Origin of the sequence: Kitasatospora sp. NPDC096147 (assembly GCF_044763225.1) — a bacterium.
In the GTDB taxonomy this organism is placed as follows: domain Bacteria; phylum Actinomycetota; class Actinomycetes; order Streptomycetales; family Streptomycetaceae; genus Kitasatospora.
In genome coordinates this window covers 347,833-366,965 of the sequence record NZ_JBIWFX010000003.1, presented here as the reverse complement: position 1 = coordinate 366,965, position 19,133 = coordinate 347,833, and the positions used below count along the sequence as shown (strand labels likewise).

14 protein-coding genes are annotated in these 19,133 nt (G+C 76.6%); 6 read left to right on the top strand and 8 right to left on the bottom strand.

Annotation, left to right across the window (positions count from 1 at the left end; translation table 11 throughout):
- Window positions 1-1,791: a hypothetical protein gene (locus tag ACIRBX_RS12285; protein WP_402295868.1), complete on the bottom strand. Its 1,791-nt coding sequence runs from the start codon at window positions 1,789-1,791 to the stop codon at window positions 1-3.
- A gap of 204 nt (window positions 1,792-1,995) precedes the next feature.
- On the opposite strand from ACIRBX_RS12285, the gene ACIRBX_RS12280 reads away from it, so the two are divergent.
- Both ACIRBX_RS12280 and ACIRBX_RS12275 read left to right on the top strand, forming a co-directional pair.
- Complete coding sequence (locus ACIRBX_RS12280) at window positions 1,996-3,207, top strand: hypothetical protein (protein WP_402295867.1); 1,212 nt, start codon at window positions 1,996-1,998, stop codon at window positions 3,205-3,207.
- A gap of 72 nt (window positions 3,208-3,279) precedes the next feature.
- Window positions 3,280-3,957, top strand: a complete 678-nt coding sequence (locus ACIRBX_RS12275) for an MBL fold metallo-hydrolase (RefSeq protein WP_402295865.1) — start codon at window positions 3,280-3,282, stop codon at window positions 3,955-3,957.
- Between the two features lie 73 nt (window positions 3,958-4,030).
- Here the strand turns inward: ACIRBX_RS12275 and ACIRBX_RS12270 are convergent, their stop codons facing one another.
- Window positions 4,031-4,672 (bottom strand): class I SAM-dependent methyltransferase, encoded by a 642-nt coding sequence (locus tag ACIRBX_RS12270; protein WP_402295863.1) that lies wholly within the window; start codon window positions 4,670-4,672, stop codon window positions 4,031-4,033.
- A 181-nt stretch (window positions 4,673-4,853) separates the two neighbouring features.
- Here ACIRBX_RS12270 and ACIRBX_RS12265 point away from each other — a divergent pair, with 181 nt between their 5' ends.
- Together ACIRBX_RS12265 and ACIRBX_RS12260 are read left to right on the top strand one after the other, a co-directional pair.
- Window positions 4,854-5,933 carry an alcohol dehydrogenase catalytic domain-containing protein gene (locus tag ACIRBX_RS12265; protein WP_402295861.1) on the top strand — a complete coding sequence of 360 codons (1,080 nt, stop codon included), beginning with the start codon at window positions 4,854-4,856 and terminating at the stop codon, window positions 5,931-5,933.
- Between the two features lie 294 nt (window positions 5,934-6,227).
- Entirely contained in the window at window positions 6,228-7,817 is a 1,590-nt protein-coding gene (locus tag ACIRBX_RS12260; RefSeq protein ID WP_402295859.1) for an LCP family protein, read from the top strand.
- Between the two features lie 98 nt (window positions 7,818-7,915).
- Here the strand turns inward: ACIRBX_RS12260 and ACIRBX_RS12255 are convergent, their stop codons facing one another.
- The 6 genes from ACIRBX_RS12255 to lanL all read right to left on the bottom strand — a co-directional run bounded on the left by ACIRBX_RS12255 (window position 7,916) and on the right by lanL (window position 17,062).
- A complete protein-coding gene (locus ACIRBX_RS12255) occupies window positions 7,916-8,062 on the bottom strand; it encodes a hypothetical protein (protein ID WP_402295857.1) in 147 nt (48 codons plus the stop codon).
- Between the two features lie 96 nt (window positions 8,063-8,158).
- Entirely contained in the window at window positions 8,159-9,925 is a 1,767-nt protein-coding gene (locus ACIRBX_RS12250; protein WP_402295855.1) for an ATP-binding cassette domain-containing protein, read from the bottom strand.
- On the bottom strand, window positions 9,922-11,613 hold the full coding sequence (locus ACIRBX_RS12245) for an ATP-binding cassette domain-containing protein (RefSeq protein ID WP_402295854.1): 1,692 nt from the start codon (window positions 11,611-11,613) through the stop codon (window positions 9,922-9,924). The genes ACIRBX_RS12250 and ACIRBX_RS12245 overlap by 4 nt, the downstream gene beginning before the upstream one ends.
- A 344-nt stretch (window positions 11,614-11,957) precedes the next feature.
- Window positions 11,958-12,092 carry a VenA family class IV lanthipeptide gene (locus ACIRBX_RS12240; RefSeq protein ID WP_345289080.1) on the bottom strand — a complete coding sequence of 45 codons (135 nt, stop codon included), beginning with the start codon at window positions 12,090-12,092 and terminating at the stop codon, window positions 11,958-11,960.
- Window positions 12,093-12,173: 81 nt separating this feature from the next.
- Entirely contained in the window at window positions 12,174-14,162 is a 1,989-nt protein-coding gene (locus ACIRBX_RS12235; RefSeq protein WP_402295852.1) for an alpha/beta fold hydrolase, read from the bottom strand.
- A gap of 71 nt (window positions 14,163-14,233) precedes the next feature.
- The gene (gene lanL / locus ACIRBX_RS12230) at window positions 14,234-17,062 is read right to left on the bottom strand and encodes a class IV lanthionine synthetase LanL (RefSeq protein WP_402295850.1); all 2,829 of its coding nucleotides are present in this window, start codon (window positions 17,060-17,062) and stop codon (window positions 14,234-14,236) included.
- Between the two features lie 382 nt (window positions 17,063-17,444).
- On the opposite strand from lanL, the gene ACIRBX_RS12225 reads away from it, so the two are divergent.
- Together ACIRBX_RS12225 and ACIRBX_RS12220 are read left to right on the top strand one after the other, a co-directional pair.
- Window positions 17,445-18,275 carry a Nif3-like dinuclear metal center hexameric protein gene (locus ACIRBX_RS12225; RefSeq protein WP_402295849.1) on the top strand — a complete coding sequence of 277 codons (831 nt, stop codon included), beginning with the start codon at window positions 17,445-17,447 and terminating at the stop codon, window positions 18,273-18,275.
- Window positions 18,276-18,391: 116 nt separating this feature from the next.
- Window positions 18,392-19,132, top strand: coding sequence for a zinc ribbon domain-containing protein (locus tag ACIRBX_RS12220; RefSeq protein WP_402295847.1), 741 nt, complete (start codon window positions 18,392-18,394; stop codon window positions 19,130-19,132).
- Window position 19,133: the final 1 nt, after the last annotated feature.

Here is a 19,133-nt window from a genome sequence, read left to right as displayed (position 1 = left end):
TCAGATCCTGTCCCAGGTGCGCGGCGTCAGGCCGAAGGTGTTGGCGAAGTTGTTCCACTTCGACACGAAGTCCTTCTTGGCCTGGGTCGCCTGAGGATTGAGCTCGTTGGCCCGCTTGCGGTCGGCGGTGTTGGGGGCCGCGTTGTTGGTGCAGCCCTGGGTGCCGACGGTCTTGGCCCAGGCCGCGTACGCCCGGTCGATGTCGCCGGAGGTCTGCCAGGCGGTCTTCAGCTGGGCCGCCGCCTCCGGCCCCCCGGGCAGGTCGGTGAACTGGAGCTTGGCCAGGTCGGCGACCAGCTGGTCGCGCTGGGCGGCGCCGGTCTCGAAGACCTCCACCGCGGCGTCGATCTCGGCCTTGCCGGGGCAGCTGTTGACCTTGGCCACCGCGTTGCCGATCGGCGCCTTGGCCCCCTCGCCCCGGGCCAGCAGGTCGTTCAGCGCCTTGGCCTGGGTGGCGGCCTGCGGGCCGCCGCTGGACGGGGACGGCGAGGGGGAGGGCGACGGCGAGGGCTCGGTGGTGGGGGTGGCGGCAGGCTCCTGGGCGGCACCGCCGCCGGTGCTCTGGGCCGGGGCCGGCTGCGGCGCGGTGCTCTTGGCCGCCGAGGGCTTGGCGTCGTCGCCGTTGCTGTTCCGGATCGCCCAGACCGCGCCGACGCCGACCACGATGACCAGCACCACACCGATCGCCGCGAGCAGCGGCACCCGGCGGCGGGGCCGCTCCTCGGGGAGCTCCTCGTAGTCGTAGTCCTGGTAGCGGGGCGGGAACTGCGGCTGCTGGTGCGGCTGGTGGGAGAAGGCCGGGAACTGGCCCGGGGCCGGGGCGCCACCGGCCGCCGCCGGGAAGCCGCCGGGCGCGGCCCCGGGAGCACCGTTGGGCGCTCCGCCGGGGAAGACGCCGGGCGGCGGCTGCTGGGTGTGGGCGGCGGGCGGGAAGCCGCCGGGGGCGGGCTGTCCGGCCTGGGCGGGATAGCCGTAGCCGGTGCTGGGGGCTGCCTGACCGGGCTGCTGCTGGACGTCGAACTGCGGTGCGGCGGGCGCCTGTTGGGCCGGTGCGGTGGGCTGCGGAGCGGTGGCCTGGGGGAACGGCTGGGTGGTGGCGGCAGCGGGGGCCGGCGGCGGGAAGCCGCCCGGCTGGGGCTGCTGGGCCTGCTGCGGCTGCTGCTGCGCGCGGGCGGCCGGGGGGAAGCCGCCGGGGGCGGGCTGTCCGGCCTGGGCCGGGTAGCCGTAGCCGCCGGGGGCGCTCGGGGCGGCCGGCACGCCGGGGGCGGGCGGGGCCGGGTAGCCGTAACCACCTGGTGCGCCGGGCGCTCCCGGTGCGGCGGGCGGCGGGAAGCCGTACCCGGGGGCGGGCGGCGGGCCGCCGAACGGTGAGGCGGGTGCCGGTGCGCCGGGTGCGGTCCGGTCGGGCTGCGGGAGGTACGGGCGGGCCCCGACCGGCGGGCCCTGGCCGGCGGGCGCTCCCGGCCCGCCGGGGGCGGCGGGCCCCCCGGGCTGCGGGGCGGCCGGCGGGCCGGCGGCCGGGGCGGGCTGAGCCGCTGTCAGCGGCTGCGGGGCCGACGGGGTCTGACCGGCCGGCGGCTGCGGGGCGGGCGCGGCCAGGTGGAAGATCGCGGTGCCCGGGCCGTCGTCCGTCGGCGGCTGCGGTGCCGGAGCCGCCTGGGCACCGGGTGCGGCCTGGCCGGGGTGGGGAGCGGGCGCCGCCTGGGTGGGCGCGGGGCGGATCCAGCCGCCGGCGCCGCCCCGGGCGGTCGGATCCCAGACCGCCGGCGCGGTGCTGTCCTGCTCGGTCATGCCTGGCCTCGCCCCCGCTGTGGAGTGGTGCGTGCTGGGTGGTGTCGTCCGTCCGTTCGGCGACACGGTACCGGCAGTTCTCGGGCGCACCAACGCGGGGCGCCCGGTTCGCCCGGCATTCGGGATGACGTTAGAGCATCGCCGAACGTGCCCGCAGGATGACAACGATCTTCGGAGATCGTTCACCCGTGCGATCATCCCCGGATGGACCACGAGGACGCACGGGGGAGTGCGCTCACTGCCCTGGCCGCGCTGCTGGACCGCTCGATCGAGCAGATCGCGCAGGCGGCGGAGGACGGCCGGACGTACGACCGCGGACGGATCGTCAGCCTCTCGGACCTCTGGGACAACGCCGCCGTCCCGCTGCTGCGGGCCGTCACGGCCGCCACCCCGGCCGAGCGGGAGGACCGGGCCCGGGCGCTGCTGCGGGCCATGGTGACCCGGCGTCCGCAGCACCGGGAACGGGTGCTGGAGCAGGTGGGCGGGCAGTGGGCGGACCTGCTGCCGACGAGCCGGCCGGCCGTGCCGCAGCGGGATTTCTTCGGCGTGGTCCGCCCGGCGCCGTCAGTGTGCACCCCGGAGGCGTGGGCCGGGCTCACCGCCGACTACGAGCTCGGCGCGGCCGGGGTGCGGCGGCTCTGGGTCGAGCAGGAGGGGGCGGCCGGTGCCTCGGGGACGCTCGAACTCTCGGTCGGGCGGCGGTACCCCGCCACCGCCACGGCGAGCGGGGCCGTGCTGGCGGTGCAGCTCCACGGGCTGACCGAGGCCCGGTTCGACCACACCGACCGGCACGGCGCCGTCCTGACCTGCGGGGCGGGCGGGGTGACGGTGCGTCTGGGGCGCGGCGGGGTGCTCCGGGCGGCCGGGGCCGTGCTGTCCGTCGAGGACCACCGCTGGCACGAGTCGGCGGCCGGGCGCCGGGCCGATGCCGTGACGCCGCCGAACGATCCGCCCCGGCCCCGGCCGGCTCCGGCCGAGGAGCCGGAACTCGCCCCGGCCGCCGGGCGGGTGGCCCGGGTGCTGGGCGTCGCGATGATGGAGATCCGCTCGGTCCGGTCCGCGGCGGAGGTGGGCCGGGTGCCGGTGGCGGCGCTGTGCCGGATGCTGGCGGGAGCGGGCGGTGCGCTGGTGGCGACGGCGGGGGACGAGGCCGCGCTGGGGCGGCTGTACGAGGAGTGGCGGGCCCGACGGCCGGTCCGGGAGGACGGCGAGCCGTCCCCGCTGCCCGGCCGGGTCCGGTTCGCCAGTTGGAGCGCGGCCCGGGACGGGCGCCGTGCCGAGGCGGTCGTCGTGCTCGCGTCGGCACCCGGCGGGCCCGGCGGACTGTGGCTGACCAGCTCGTACGAGCATCCCGAACCGGCCGTCTTCCGAGTGGAGTTGACCGGGGGGCAGCTCTCGGCGGAGGTCGCGGGCTGAGCCGAGGGCGAACACCGCTGAGCCCAGGGCGAACGCGGGAACGCGGCGGCCGGGCCGGGCGTCGGGCCGGACATGGAGATCATCGAGGTGGTACCGCGACTGCGGATGCTGACGTTCGAGGTCGGTGCGGCGTACCTGTGGGACGACGGGGCCCGGCTGACCCTGGTGGACACCGGTTCGGCGGACCGGGCGGGCGAGATCGAGGAGGTGCTGGACGGGAGGCGGCTGCACCGCATCGTGCTGACCCACTTCCACGAGGACCACAGCGGCTCGGCCGCCGAACTGGCCGAGCGGCACGGGGCGGAGGTGGTGGCGCACCGGCTGGAGGCGCCGGTGATCCGGGGCGAGGTGCCGGGCCCGCCGCCGGTGCTGGAGGCGTTCGAGATACCGATCTGGGAGTCGCTGCCGAAGCTCCCGCCCGCCCCGCCCTGCCGGGTGGACCGCGAGGTGGTGGACGGCGACGAGCTGGACCTCGCGGGCGGGGCCGTGGTGGTGGCCGCCCCCGGACACACCGACGGCTCGCTCGGGCTCTGGCTGCCGGAGGCCCGGGTGCTGTTCACCGGCGATTCGGTGGCGAACGTGAACGGGCTGACCATGCTCGGCGTCTTCAACACCGACCGGGCCCGCGCGGTGGAGTCCTTCCACCGGCTGGCCGCGCTGGAGAGCGAGACCGTGCTGTTCGGCCACGGTGACCCGCTCACCGGCGGGGCGGCGGAGGTGCTGCGGGCGGCTGCCGCGGCGACGGTCTGACCCCGTCAGCGCCGGCCATCCGGCGCCGACGGTCCGGCGGTGAGGGTCTGACGCCGCGTCGCCCGACGCAGCGTCAGGCGACGCGGCGGCGCAGGAGGCGGAGCGAGCCGGTGACGGAGAGCTCCTCGAAGCCGTCCGCCAGGGCGCGCAGGTAGACCCGGTACGGGGCCTGCCCGCCGTCCGCGGGGTCCGGGAAGACGTCGTGGATGGCGAGCAGGCCCCCGTCGGCCAGGTGCGGGGCCCAACCCAGGTAGTCGGCGGTGGCGTGCTCGTCGGTGTGGCCGCCGTCGATGAAGACCAGGGCGAGCGGGGTGGACCAGAGCGCGGCGATCTGCGGCGAGCGGCCGACCAGGGCCACCACGTGCTCCTCCAGCCCGGCGTGGAAGAGGGTGCGGCGGAAGGAAGGCAGGGTGTCCATCCGGCCGACCTCCGGGTCGACCAGGCCGCTGTCGTGGTACTCCCAGCCGGGCTGCTGCTCCTCGGAGCCCCGGTGGTGGTCCACGGTGAGCGCGACGGTGCCGGTGGCCCGGGCGGCGTCGGCCAGCAGGATCGCGGACCGGCCGCAGTAGGTGCCGATCTCCAGCAGCGGCCGGCCGGTGGCCCGGGCCGCTCCGACGGCGGCCGCGTACAGGGCGAGGCCCTCGTCCGCCGGCATGAAGCCGGTCGCGGCCTCGAAGGAGGCGAGCACCTCGGGGGCCGGGCGGAGGTCCGTCATGGTGCTGCTCCCTGGGTGCGGTGCGGTTCTGCCGGAGCGAACCCTACTGGACGGTAGGCGGGGTCTACCGGAGGGCCGGGGAGTGGGGTATATCTGGGAGCCGTTTTCTGGAACCCGTTCTAGAACACCGCAGTCGTACGCTGCTGTCCACCACCCACAGGCGACCCCGGGAGTGAGCCCCATGCGCGCAGCGATCCTGCACGAGACCGGCCAGGAGAAGCTGGAGGTCCGCGACGACGTCGAGGCGATCGGCTTCGGCCCGGGGAAGGTCCGGGTCCGGCTGCGGGCGGCCAGCCTGTGCCACTCCGACCTGTCGGCGATGAGCGGCGTGCTGCCGCAGCCGGCGCCGTTCGTGCCCGGGCACGAGGGCGCGGGCGACGTGGTCGAGGTCGGCGAGGGCGTCACGGGCGTCGCGGTCGGCGACCGGGTGGTGCTCTGCTGGATGCCGCCGTGCGGCACCTGCGCGCACTGCCGCCGGGGCCGGGGCCACCTGTGCGTCACCAGCCTGCGGCGGCTCGGCGCCCCGGGCTTCGCGCTGGCCGACGGCACCGAGCCGGCCGGCTTCTACGGCACCGGCACCTTCGCGGAGGAGGTGGTGGTCACCGCCGACAGCGTGATCCCGGTGCCCGCCGACATGCCCTACGAGCAGGCCGCGCTGATCGGCTGCGGAGTGACCACCGGGCTCGGTGCGGCGGTGAACACCGCCCGGGTGGAGCCCGGGAGTTCGGTCGCGGTGATCGGTGCGGGCGGGGTCGGGGTGGCGGCCGTGCAGGGCGCCCGGATCTGCGGCGCGGCCTCGATCACCGTGGTCGACCCGGTGGAGTCGCGGCGCGAGCGGGCGCTCGCCTTCGGCGCCACCGTGGCGGTCGCCCCGGAGGACCTGAAGGCCGCGGCCAGGGCCCAGGAGGCGGGCGGCTTCGACTACGTCTTCGAGGCCGTCGGCCGGGCGGCGACCGTGCGGGCCGCCTACGACGCCGCCCGGCGCGGCGGCGCCGTGGTGGTGATCGGTGCCGGGGCCCGGGAGGACCTGGCGCAGTTCAGCATGGGCGAGCTGTTCTTCAACGAGAAGCGCCTGCTGCCGTCGCTGTACGGCGGTGACGACGTCCGCCGCACCACCGCCCGGGCGGTGGACCTCTGGCGGGCCGGCCGGCTGGACCTGGCCGGGATGATCACCCACCGGGTCGGCCTGGCCGAGGTGAACGAGGCGATCCGTCAGATGCGCACCGGCGAGGCGCTGCGGACGGTCGTCACGCTGGACTAGGGGCCGGCTCCCCGCCGGGGCCGGGCGGGCGCCGCCGAGGCACGTGCTTCTCCTCGCCCGCCGACGGGGAGGAGGAGCCCCTTCGACGACGCCCGCCCACGCGGTGGGGCCGTACGGGGGCACTGCCGACCCCACCGAGGAGGCAGTCCCCACCCAGTGGCGTTGGTCACTTCGGCGAACTTTTTCGGTCATCGGCGTTACCAATCAGGCCGTCCCTGCGTGTCTGTTCCGATGTCTGTCGTCGAAAGTGAACTCAACGGGGGCCGGCCGGGCGCCGCGAACGGGGATAGTGCCATGACCATTGCCGAGCCGCAGCCGGGTGGCCGGGCCGAGGCGCGCCGCGCGGCGGCGAGCAGCGGACGCCGTCGGAAGAAGAAGGACCGGCGGCGCCGGGTGCTGATGCCGGTGCTGGTGACCACGGGAGCGTTGGTGCTGGCGGGAGGCGGCGGGGCCTTCCTCTACGTCCAGCACCTGAACTCCAACATCAAGTCCGGCCAGCTGGGCGCCGGCAACGCCCCGCCGCCGGCCGGTGCGGCGGACGCGCAGGGCCGGGTGGCGATGAACATCCTGGTGATCGGCACCGACAGTCGGAAGGGCCTGGGCGGCGGGTACGGCGACCGGGAGAACGTCGGCGACGGCAACAACGACGTCAACATCCTGCTGCACGTCTACCCGGACCGGAAGGCGGCCGTCGCGCTGGACCTCCCGCGCGACTCGCTGGTCGCCCAGCCCAAGTGCCAGCGGAAGGACGGCAGCGTCGACCCGGCGAAGACCGAGTACCCGCTCAACTACGCGATGGGCCGGGGCGGGCCGGGCTGCGTCAAGGACACCGTCGAGGCGGTCACCGGCCTGAAGATCGACTCCTGGCTGGTCGTCAACTTCCAGGGCGTCAAGGACCTCACCGATGCCGTGGACGGGGTGGAGGTCAACCTCTGCAGCCCGGTGAACGACAGCGGCTCGCACCTGAACATCCCGGCCGGCCCCTACAAGCTCAACGGAGAGCAGGGGCTGCAGTTCGTCCGGACCCGGCACTCCGTCGGCGACGGCACCGCGATCGGCCGCTTCGGCATGCAGCGGGCCTTCCTCTCCTCGCTGCTGCGCAAGCTCACCGACAAGGGCACCCTGCTCAACCCGACCACCGCCTTCGGGGTGGTCGAGGCGGCCACCAAGGCGCTCACGGTCTCCGAGAACATCGCGGGCACCACCAAGCTGGTCGGCCTCGCCACCGACCTGAAGGACATCAAGCCGGGTGAGGTGGACTTCGTCCAACCGCCGACCGCGTTCACCGAGGACCACCCCAATCCGGAGTACCGGTCCAAGAACCGGTTGGTGCAGCCGGGCTCCCGCGACCTGTTCGCGCTGATCCGGGCCGACAAGCCGCTCAGCGGCACCGAGGACCACTCCGCCGCGCCGCAGCCCTCGGGCGCGGCGAGCAGCCCGGCGCCCGCGCCGTCGGCTCCGCCGGCCCCGTCGGTGAACCCGGCGACGGTGAGCGTCACCGTGCTCAACGGCACCACCACCCCGGGCCTGGCCGGTGGCGCGGTGGAGACCCTGGGCAAGCTCAAGTACAGGGCGGCGACCGGCAGCACCGCCGACAAGAGCGTCACCACCAGCACCGTCCGGTACGCGCGGGCCGACCAGGAGGCCGCCGCCAAGGCGGTCGCGGAGGCGCTCGGCCTGCCCGGGTCCGCCGTGGCGGCGGGCGGCACCGGCAGCGGGGTGGTGGTCACCTTCGGCACCGACTACCGGCCCGGCGGCGGTCCGGCTGCGGTCGCCCCGTCCGCCGTGCCGGTGCCCACGGCGGTGCCGACCGACGCCAAGGTGCACCAGGGGGACGAGACCGGCTGCACCAAGGTCAAGACCAACGGCGCGATGCTGGAGTAGCCGCCCGGCCCGCCCGGCCCCGCGGCCGGGAACGCCGACGGCCCGTCATCCGGAGTGCGGATGACGGGCCGTCGGATCCGGCCCGGGGCAAGCCCGGGTCAGCGGCGGTGGCGGCCGTGCGGGTTCGCGTCGGCGCGGTCGTCGGCGGCGGTGCCGCCCCGGTGGCGGCCGTGTGCGGCCTCGGACCGGTCGTTCTCGGTGCCGGTGCTCTCGTGGTCGCTGCTGTCGGTGCGGATTTCGGACATGCGTTCGTTCTTCCGTGCGAGGGTCCCGGCTCTGCCCGAGCCGGAGATACGTGGATCACCCTATCCAGACCGGCCGACGCCAATCCGCCGATCCGATCACGGCCCGGGCACGATTGCCGCGCCGTCGGGCAGTCGGACGCTGCTGCCCAGCCAGTGGCCGACCAGCTCCCGGTAGAGCGGGGAGAGCACCTGGAGGTCCCCGTGGCGGGCCGTCAGACCCCGGCCGGAGTCCAGCAGCAGCACCCGGTCCGCCCGCAGCGCCGAGCCGATCCGGTGGGCGATCACCACCAGCGCACCCGGTCGGCGGGCGAAGGCCGCCTCGGCCACCGCCTCGGCCGCCGGGTCCAGGTGGCAGGTGGCCTCGTCCAGTACCACCAGTGGCGCGGGGGAGAGGTACGTCCGTACCAGGGCCAGCAGTTGGCGCTCCCCGGCGGAGAGGGCGGCCGGATCGGGCAGCTCGGCCGCCGGGCCGCCGAGCCGGGCCAGCAGCGCGCTGGCGCCCACCTCGGCCGCCGCGTCGGCGAGTTGGGCGTCGGTGGCGTCCGGGCGCAGCCAGCGCAGGTTCTCCCCGACGGTGCCGGCGAACAGGTACGCCTCCTGGGGCAACAGCGCCACCAGCCGGGCCCGTTCGGGCCCCGGGAGGGCGTTCGGGGCGGTGCCGCCCAGGCTGACCGTGCCCTGCTGCGGGGGCAGCAGCCCGGCCAGCAGGGCGCCCAGGGTGGACTTGCCGGCGCCGCTCGGGCCGACCACGGCGAGGTGCTCGTCCGGAGCCAGGTCGAGGCTCAGATCGCTGAACAGCGGCTCGGCGGCGGCCCCGTGGACGTGCCGGAGTGCGCGGACGGCGAGCGGGGCGGGAGCGGCGGGGGCCGGGCCGGCGGGCTTGGCGGCCTTGGCGAGGGAAGCGGTCGCCGGTGCGGCTGGGAGGGAGGCCAACCGGTCCAGCACCACGGCGAGTTCGAGCAGCCAGCTGCCGACCATGCCGGCCAGGCTGCGGACGGCGGGCTCCAGTTGCTGGAGCAGGTAGGCGGCCACGCCGATGAGCTGACCGGGCGTGAGGTGGCCGCCGCGCAGCAGCCAGGGGGCGGCGGCCACCACCAGCAGGACGGGTGCCCGGCCGGCCAGTGCCACGCTCAGCGTGCGCAGCGCGGCGGCCCGGCCGAGCGCCCGGACGGCCGCCCCCTGCGCCTCGACCGCCGCACCGACCGCCTGCTCCACCCGGGGCCCGGCCCCGCTCGCGGTGATGTCCCGCACCCCCGCGAACGCCGCCCCCGCCTCGGCCGCCACCCGCTCGTCGGCCAGCACCACCGCCCGCTGACGGGCCACCAGCGGCCCCAGCAGCCGGGCGAACAGCAGGCCGCCGAGCAGCAGCGGCGGCAGCACCAGCGGGAGGGCGGCCGGAGCCAGCACCGCCAGGCCGATCAGCGCGGCCGGGACGGTGACCCCGACCCCGCGCACGGTGCGCAGCAGGGTGGCGGTCAACTGCCGTGCGGACTCGACCTGTTCGGTCAGCCGGGCCACCTCGGCGGGCCCGTCCCCGGCCGGCTCGGTGCGGCTCAGCGCACCGCCCACCACCCGCCGCACCAGCACGTCCCGCAGCGGCTCCACCACGGCGGCCACGTACGGCAGTGCCGCCCGGGCCGCGATCGCCCGGACCGCGACGGCGGCCCCGAAGCCGGCCAGCCAGGCGCAGCCCACCCCGAGGCGCCCCGCCAGGAAGCCGCGGTCCACGGCGGCGGCCAGCAGCAGCCCGGAGAGCAGGGCCGGCAGTGCCTCTCCGGCGGACCAGGCCAGCACCCGGACCAGGGCCGGGCGGCAGGTGGCGAAGTGGGCGCGGAGCAGGGCGGTGCCGGGGCGCGGGGTCATCGGTGGCCTCCCGGCCGGTCGGCGGACGTGCCCTGCGGGAGCCGTGCGGGCGCGGGCGCGGGAGCGGCGGCGGGTGCGGGGGCCGGTTCGTTGGTGGCGGCGGTTCCGGCGAGGGTGGCGCGGTAGTCGGGGTCGGTGACCAGGGTGGCGTGCGGGGCCAGCGCGCGGAGGTGGCCGTTCTCCAGCCAGGCGACCAGATCGGCCCGGGCGGCGGCCTGCGGGCGGTGCGCCACCACCAGCCGGGTCCGGCCTCGGGTCGCCTCGGCCAGGGCGGTGGTCACCTGGTGCTCGGTGGCCAGGTCCAGGCTGGAGGTGGCGTCGTCCAGGATCACCACCCGGGGTCCCTGGGCCAGCAGCCTGGCCAGCCCGAGCCGCTGCAACTCACCTCCGGAGAGCCGGAGTTCGCCGAGCGGGGTGTCCGCCCCGTGCGGCAGACGGGCCAGGAACCCGTCGGCCCTGGCCGCCCGGGTGTGCTCCGCGTCCGCACCCTCCAGCGCCTCGCCCACGGTGGCGCCGACCAGCACTGGACGCTCGAAGGCGTAGCCGACGGCCCGGCGGCGCTGAGCGGTGGTCAGTTCGGCCAGCGGTGTGCCGTCCAGCAGCACCAGCCCGGTGTCCGGCGCCCGCAGCCCACCGGCCACGGCGGCCAGCAGCGTCTTGCCGGAGCCGGACCGCCCGACCACCGCCACCGTCCGGCCGCCCGGCACGGTGAGGTCCAGCGGGCCGAGCAGCGGGAAGCCGGCGGCGTCCTCGACGGTGACCCCGATCAGGGTCAGTTCGCCCGGCCCGGGCGGGAGTTCACGGGTGCCCCGGGTCGGGGTGGGGAGGTCCAGCAGCTCGGCGAGCCGGTCCCGGCCGGCCTTGGCGTGCGCGATGGCGGCCAGTGCCTCGACCTGCTCGAAGAGCCCGAGCCCGAGGGCGGCCCAGCCGGCCGCCGCCGCCAGGTCGCCGGGCGCCAGCCCGCCGCCGGCCAGCAGCCACCCGGCCGTGCCGAGCACCGACAGCTCCACCAGGGCGACCAGCAGGGTGGCCTGCCAGACCGTCCGGCGCTGGGCGGCCCAGAGCGCGTGGCCGGCTTCGGACAGCCGGGGGAGCGGTCGCAGCACCCGCTCGGTCTCCGGCCCACGGGCACCGGCGGCGTGGATCGAGCGCAGCCCGGCCAGCGCGCCGGTCAGCCGGGCGACCAGCTCGGACTGCACCTGCTGGTAGCGGGTGAACGCCTCGGTGGCGTCCCGGAGGAAGAGCCGGATCAACAGGACACCGGGGACCACCCCGGCGAAGAACGCCACCGCGAGCCAGGGGGACAGCAGGCCGAGCCCGAGGATCGCGCCGAGCGAGGTGAGCAGGGCGGTGGCCGCCGTGACCCGGGACGGCAGTGCGCCGCCGGCGTCCGCAGCGGCCCCGACCAGACGGGCCGTCAGGTCCCCGGCGGAGTGGCCGTCCGGCACCGGGCCGCGGGCCAGCACCCGGTGCAGTACCCGCCTGCGCAGCGCCACCGTCGCGTCGGCCGCCACGGCGGGCCCGGCGGCGGTGGCCAGCACACCGGCCGCAGCCCCGACCGCCAGCACCACGGCCGGGCCCCACACGGAACCTCCGTCGATCGCCCGGCCGACCACTCCGGGCAGCGCCAACGTGGCCGCTGCCTCCACCGGGACGGCCACCATCAGGGCTGTCGCCCACGTACGCACGGATTGACCTCCGGTCAGGGTTCGGGGACGGGGGTTCGGGACGGGAGCATCTGCGGCTGGACGAGGTGCCCCGATCCGACGCTGCGTCGCCTCCGGTCCGCGCGGTTCCTCGCGACCGTGCGGTCGCTGCCCGGTCGGTGGCGGCAGCACCCGCCGAAGCAGGACGGGCCGCAGGGGAACGGGCAGTGGCAGAACGGGCCGGAGTGGATCGGGTCGCTGCGGGAGTGGCGGGGCGCCGGGAGTGGCAGAGCGTCAGGGGAACGGCGGGAGCCCCGGACGGAAACGCCGCCGGGGCCGTGCCGCTCCCCCCGGGTGGGTGCGGTACGGCCCCGGCCGGGGACCTGCTAGCTGACGGTGAAGATCAGGCAGGTCAGGATGAGACAGGTGAACTGACAGCCGCCACCGTGGCCGCCCAGCTCGACGGCCTCGGTCTCCGGCAGCTCCTGCAGGGCGGCCAGGTCGGTCTCGAAGTTCTCCATGATGGGTTCCTCCCCTTGTGTCGCTCCGTCGTCCGCACCGTGCGGACGACGCTCCCCCGGACCCGACGGGCCCGGGAAGTCCTAGGTGGGCCGGCCGGTGCGCAGGAAGCCGGCCAGCAGCTCGTGCAGCACGGCCGCGCCCTCCTCCACCAGCACCTCGTGCCCGGCCCCGGCCGCCTCCACGTAGCGGAAGTCGGCTCCTTCGGTGCGCCCGATCCGCAGCAACTCGTGCCGCAGGGTGCGGGACTGACCGACCGGCACCACCTCGTCCCGGTCGCCGTGCACGATCAGCAGCGGCGCCGTCAGGCGGTGCGCCAGCTGGAGCACGTCGCGCGGGCCGAGCCGGTCGTCGACCGGATCGCCGCCGCCGAGCCGGGTGGTGAGCGCCCGGACGGGGGCGGACGCCTCGGCCTGAAGACGGGCACCGGACAGGAACGGAGCCACCACCGCGCAGCGGGCGACCTGTCCGTCCGGGGCGTGGGCGGCGGCCAGCAGCGCCAGGAAGGCGCCGTAGCTGACGCCGAACAGGGCGGGCGGCTCCAGGCCGAGCGCCGCGCGCTGGCCGGCGATGCCGTCCAGCAGGTGCAGCACGTCCGCCAGGTCGGGACCGCCCCAGGCGCCGCGGATGGCCATCGCGTGCTCGGTGCCGTAGCCGGTGGAGCCGCGCTGGTTCGGTGCCACCACAGCCAGACCCTCGGCGGCCATGCGTTGCAGCGCCGGGTCGAACTCCAGCCGCCAGGCGTCGGCCGGGCCGCCGTGCAGCGCCAGCACCAGGTGCGGGGCGCTCAACCAGGCGTCGCCGCCGTACACCACGGTCTCCACCGGCCCGGCGGGGCCTGCCAGTTCGAGGCTGTGGGCCGGATGCCAGCGGCCGCCGTCGCCCGGGGCGGTGGAGCCGTCCAGGCGCCAACCGGCCGAGGCGTCGAGCTGGTGGGGCGGCCAGGCGGCGGTGGCCGGATGCTCGCCCCGCTCGCCGCCGCCGAGCGGGGCGAGCCGCAGGGGGAGCGGGGTGACTGCGCCGCCGCCGGGCTGTCCGAGGGTGAGCAGGGCGTCCACGTCCATGGTGGCCAGTGCGGCCGGGTGGTCCGGCGCCGAGTACGGCATCCGCAGCCCCGCCGCCGACCAGTGGCCGACGGCGCCCAGGCGGCCGGGCGGCACGGGGAGCGGGACGAGGCGGTTGAGCTCGGGCTGCCACAGGGCCAGCGAGGACGAGGCGCCCCGGTCGATCTGGAGCACCACCCGTCGCGCGTCCGGGCCCGAGCCGCCGTCCAGGGCGATCGGCCGCAGGAAGACCCCGGGCAGGTGCAGGCTCTCCGGGAAGCGCAGCGGGTGCCGGCCGCCGAGCTCGCCCCAGCCGAGCCGGTCGGCGCCGGGGGCGTCGCTGCGCACCATCGCGAAGCGGGTGTCCGGGTCGTACAGCGCCAGCCGGTCGTTGCTCCGCTCACCGATCTCCAACAACGGTGTGACCTGGCCGAGTTCGAGGTCCAGGACCACGGTGCGGACCTGGCCCTGCTGGACCCGGTCGAGGGCCAGCAGCCGGCCGGTGCGGTCCAGCCAGACGCCGCCGCCGTGCAGGCCGGGCAGTTCGGCCACCTCGATCGGCGGGGTGCCGTCGGCGGGCACCAGCCAGACCGTGGTGACCGGGCGGGTGTCGGTGCCGAGCGCCACCGCGACCGGGGCGCCGGGGAGTCGGTCCGACGCCGGGCCCCCGGGGAGCGGCAGCAGCCGCAGGCCGGGGCGGCGCAGGACGGCCAGCTCGGCCTCGATGACGGACTCCCCGGCCGGAGCCGGGGTGAGCAGCAGCAGGGCGTGCCGGTCGGCGTCGTGACGGCAGATCAGCACCCGGCCGTCGGGCAGCGCGACCAACTGCGAGTGCAGGCTCTCGGAGCGCCGGCCGGGCAGGGGCAGCGCGGTCGGCGTTGCCGGGCCGTCGGCCGGCAGCCGCCAACTCTCGGTGTACCAGCCGCCGTCGGCGCCGGCGGCCAGGCAGGCGGCGTGCGAGCCGTCGAGCGCGAAGGTGAAGCTCAGCCGGCGCAGCGCCTGGGCTGTGGTGCGGGTGGCGGTGTTCATCCGGGCTCACCTCCTCGGGCGGGTGCGGGTGCGGGTGCGGGTGGATGGGTGGCGGGCGATGCTGGGTGCGGTCAGGGCACCGGGACGGCGGCGTCCGCGAGCGGGTCCAGCCAGAGCCGGGGCCCGCCGTGCAGCAGGCGGTGCAGGAAGGCGAGCGGGCCCGAGGTGCCGGTGCCGTAGGCGGGTGCCGAGCCGAGGCCGGTCTCGTCGGGCAGGGCGAGCAGCCCGTCCCGCCGCACCGCGCGGGCGGCGATCAGCGTGGCCAACTCCCCGGCGCCGCTGCGGAATCGCTCCTCGCCGGTGGCGTCGGCCAGGTCGAGCAGGTACTCGCCGTTCCCGGCCAGGCCGTGACAGGCACTCACCCCGCTGTGCCAGCGGGCGTCCAGCACGGCCTGCCCGGCGGCCAGCGCCAGCCGGTAGGCGGTCTCGTCCCCGGTGGTGCGCCAGTAGCGGACCAGGAAGCTGCCGACCCCGGAGGCCCCGCTGCACCAGTGCGCCAGCCGGACGTGCGGCGGGTCGCCGGCGCCCTGCGGCCACCAGGCGGAGCCGTGCTCGCCCGGGCGGACCGTCACCGTCAGGGTGTCGAAGGCCGCCGAGGCCCCGGCCAGCGCGGCCCGGTCCCCGGTGGCCTCGGCCACCGCCAGCAGGAAGGCGCCGACTCCGGCCACCCCGTGGGCGTAGCCGAGGTGGACGGCCCCGGCCAGGCTGGAGTCGAAGCCCTTCGGCACCGGCCAGACCGTGCCGTACGGTGCGTGCACGGCGGCGGCCAGCAGGGCGTGGGCGCAGTCGGTGGCGCGGTCCAGGAAGTCGGTGTCGCCGGTCGCCCGGTGGGCCCGCAGCTGGAGCAGCCCGGCCCCGGCCGCGCCGTGGCAGACGTCCGGGTTGGGCCAGCGGACCGGCACCCGGCGGGCCAGCGCGGCGGCGCGGTCGGTCAACGCACCGTCGGCCAGTGCCTCGGCCGCGTCGAGCAGGGCCCAGGCGGTGCCGGAGCGGCCGAAGTGCAGACCGGGCAGCACGGTGGGCTCGGCGGCGGCCCGGCGCTCGGTCCAGTCGGCGGCCCGGCGGACGGCGGACGGGTCGCCGCCCTCGGTGCCGACCGTCCGGGCCAGCAGGGCGAGCACCCCGGCGGCGCCGTGCTGCACGTTGCACGGGTCGGTCAACTGCCCGCCGGGGACGGTCTCCCAGAGCCGGTCCCGGCGCCCGTGATCGGCCGTCGCCACGATCCGGCGCAGCCCGTCGGCGAGCACCTCGGTGAGGGCCGACGGGTCGGCCGCGGCGGCGGGCGCGGCGCCGGTGGTGGGTGTGTCCTGCCCTGCCGTGGGCGCGGGCACCCCGGCCAGCAGGGTGGCCACCCGGGTGAGCGGCAGCCGCTGCGCCGGATCGGCTGTGCGCAGCCCGAGCGCGGCGGGGGCCAGCCGGCGGGCCGTCGGCCCGGCCCCGGCGGCGGCCGTCAGCCAGGCCGTCAGGTCCTCCCCGCCCGGCGGCAGCAGCGGGTCGTGCCCGGTGGCGAGCAGGAAGAGCAGACCGCCCAGCGCGTACAGGTCCACCGCCGGGTCGGCCACCGCCTCGGTGACCCCGGGGCCGTGCTCGGGTGCCCGGTACCCGGGCGTGCCGGCCGTGCCGACCACCGTGCCGGCCTCGGCGGCGAGTTCGAGGTCCACCAGCCGCAGCGTGCCGTCCGGCCGCACCAGGACGTTCCCGGGCGAGAGGTCGCGCAGCACCAGGCCCTCCCGGTGCACCCGCCCGACCAGCTCGACCAACCCGAGCGCGATGCCCCGCGCCTCGGCCCAGGGCACGTCCGGCGTCCCGTCCGCCGCCAGCTTCCCGGCCACCCAACTGCCCAGCGGTACGCCGGAGATCCGCTCCTCGGCCAGGTAGAGCGCGTCCCCCTGCTCCACCAGCTCCAGCGGACGGGGCGTCAGCCCCGTGGCGGCCAGGCGCTCCAGCAGCGCGGCCTCGTGCCGCAGCGCGGTCCGGGCGTCGGTGCCGGCCCGGTCCACCTCGATGAAGGCACGGGCCTGCTTGACGATCACCTCGGTGTCGGTGGTGACGTCCCGGCCCAGGAAGATGCCGCCCTTGGTGCCGTGCCGCACGGCGGCGGTCAGCGCGTACCGGCCCCCGAGCAGCACACCGCCGGCCTTCCTCGGGCCGCCACCCGCCGTCCCCCCGCCGTCCGCCGCCTGCGCGCCCGCCGTGGCCGCTGCGCCCGCCGTGGCCGCTGCGCCCGCCGTGGCCTCCGGGGCCGATCCCATCCCCTCGAGGGGATCGACCGCCCAGGGCGGGCGTCGGTAACTCGCGCTGCGGACGTCCTCGGTGACGCTGCCGTCCGGTCCGTGCAGCAGCGAACGGTACGCGCCGTCGTTGCCCAGCTCGGCCCGGCGGGCGAAGACCCCGTAGCGGTAGTGCACCCGGCTGCCGGGGGCGTACGCCCGGTCCGAGAGGATCACCGGGCCGGGGAATCCGGCGGTGGCGCCGTGCAATTCGGCGGCGAGCCGGCGGAACTGCTCGTCGCTTTCCGGATAGACCGTCAGGAATTTCCCGGCCGAGCCGCGATCGCTGTTCCGTGAATTCACCTGGTGGAGCCGGTCGAGGTCGGCCGCGAACTTGAAGGTGCACGGGTCGGCGGCGAGTGCTCCGCCCACGGCGGCGAGCACCTCGGCGGCGGCTCCGGTGGCCGCGCTGACATGAAGCTTCCACCCCTGGGCGGGGGTGGTGGACGCGGTCGGCCGGGCCGTGCACCAGAGGCCTTCGACGGTGAAGTGCCAGTCACCGCCGCCTCCCCGGGCCCCGGTGCCGGCCACGGCCGACCGCGCCACGTCCGTCAGCGAGCCGAGTGCCACCGGCTCGCCGGCGAGCGGCTCCGGTCGGCCGGCCGTGCGCAGCGGTGTGTCCGCCCCCATCTGCTCCACACCCCTTCTGGTTCGCTTCGGCCGGTCATTCCGGATGCCTCGGAAATCACCCCGGCCGCGCTGCCGGAATTCCCGGCGACGCGTCCCGAAGACCCCCCGGTCGGGGTAACTCCCGTTCGCACCACAGAAGTTACTTTCGGGCGGGGTCGGACTCAACGCCGACCGGGTCACTTCACTCGTAAGGGTGATCCAGAATCGTTTTCGAATACGTGCGACCGGGGCGGTGTGAGCAGCGCCGCCCCGGCCGCCGGGGTCCGCACCCCCGGCCGTTCGCCACCACCGGCCTCCGCACGCGGGTTGACGCACACCGGTCCGGGCGCCCGCCGCCGGTCCCCGGCCCGGGGGAGGTGCCCGCGCACGGTAGTCTCGACAGGTGCCGAAACTGTCCGAGGTCATCAACGCGCTCGAAGAGCTGTACCCGCCGAGCTGGGCGGAGTCCTGGGACGCCGTCGGGCTGGTCTGCGGGGATCCGGAGGCCGAGGTCCGCCGGGTGATGTTCGCCGTGGACCCGGTCCAGGCCGTGGTGGACGAGGCCGTCGAGTGGGGTGCCGACCTGGTGGTCACGCACCACCCCCTCTACCTGCGCGGCACCACCAGCGTCGCCGCGACCGGCTTCAAGGGCCGGGTGGTGCACGCGCTGATCCGGGCCGGCATCGGCCTGCACGTCGCGCACACCAACGCCGACCACGCCGATCCGGGCGTCTCCGACGCGCTGGCCGAGGCCGTCGGCCTGCGGGTGCTCGGCCCGCTGGTGGCGGACCCGACCGACCCGAAGGGCCGCCGCGGCAGCGGACGGATCGGCGTGCTGGAGCCCGCGCTCACCCTGACCGAGTTCGCCGCGCAGGTCGCGGCCGGGCTGCCGGCCACCGCCACCGGGGTCCGGGTCGCCGGGGACGGCGACCGGGTGATCACCCGGGTCGCGGTCTGCGGCGGCTCCGGTGACGGCTTCCTCGCCGAGGCCCGGGCGGCCGGTGTGGACGCCTACGTCACCGCCGACCTGCGGCACCACCCCGTCTCCGAGGCGGTCGAGGCCGCCCCGATCGCGCTGGTGGACGCCGCGCACTGGGCCACCGAGTGGCCCTGGCTGCGGCTGGCCGAGCGCGGTCTCGCCGAGGCGGCGGCCGGCCACGGCTGGAGCCTGGAGACCAAGGTCTCGCACCTGGTCACCGACCCGTGGACCGCGCACGCCCCGATGACCCCTTAGTACCGCTCGACCAGTACCGCCCGCCCCGGCCCGCCCGCCCACCGGACCCGGCGCCGCACCGAAGACCTTGGCCGCACCGACGGCCGCCAGCTGACAGACCCACAGGAGCCCCCGCAGTGAACGCCGCGCCCGCCGACCAGATCCGCCTGCTCGACCTCCAGGCCATCGACTCCAAGCTCGACCAGCTGGCCCACCGCCGCCGCAGCCTGCCCGAGCACGCCGAGATCGACAAGGCCACCGCCGAGCACACCGCCCTCAAGGACCTGGTGATCGCCGCCCAGGCCCAGCTCGGCGACACCGAGCGCGAGCAGACCAAGGCCGAGCAGGACGTCGAGCAGGTCCGCGCCCGGGCCGCCCGCAACCAGCAGCGCCTGGACTCCGGCACCGGCTCCCCGCGCGACCTGGAGAACCTCCAGCACGAGAACGGCTCGCTGGCGAAGCGTCAGGCCGACCTGGAGGACATCGTCCTGGAGGTGATGGAGCGGCTCGACTCCTCGCAGACCCGGGTCACCGAGCTGACGGCCCGTCTGGACCACTCCACCGTGGTGCTCAAGGAGGCCGAGGGCCGCCGGGACGCCGCCTTCGCCGAGATCGACGCCGAGGTCGAGAAGGTCAAGCGGGACCGCGACGCCGTCGCCCAGGTCCTGCCGGCCGACCTGATCAAGCTCTACACCCGCCTGCGCGAGCAGCAGGGCGGCGTCGGTGCGGCCCGCCTGTTCCAGCGCCGCTGCGAGGGCTGCCGGGTCGAGTTCGCCGCGGCCGACCTGAACGCCATCAAGGCCGAGGCCGCCGACGCCGTGGTCCGCTGCGACAACTGCGGCCGGATCCTGGTCCGCACCGGCGAGTCGGGCGTCTGAT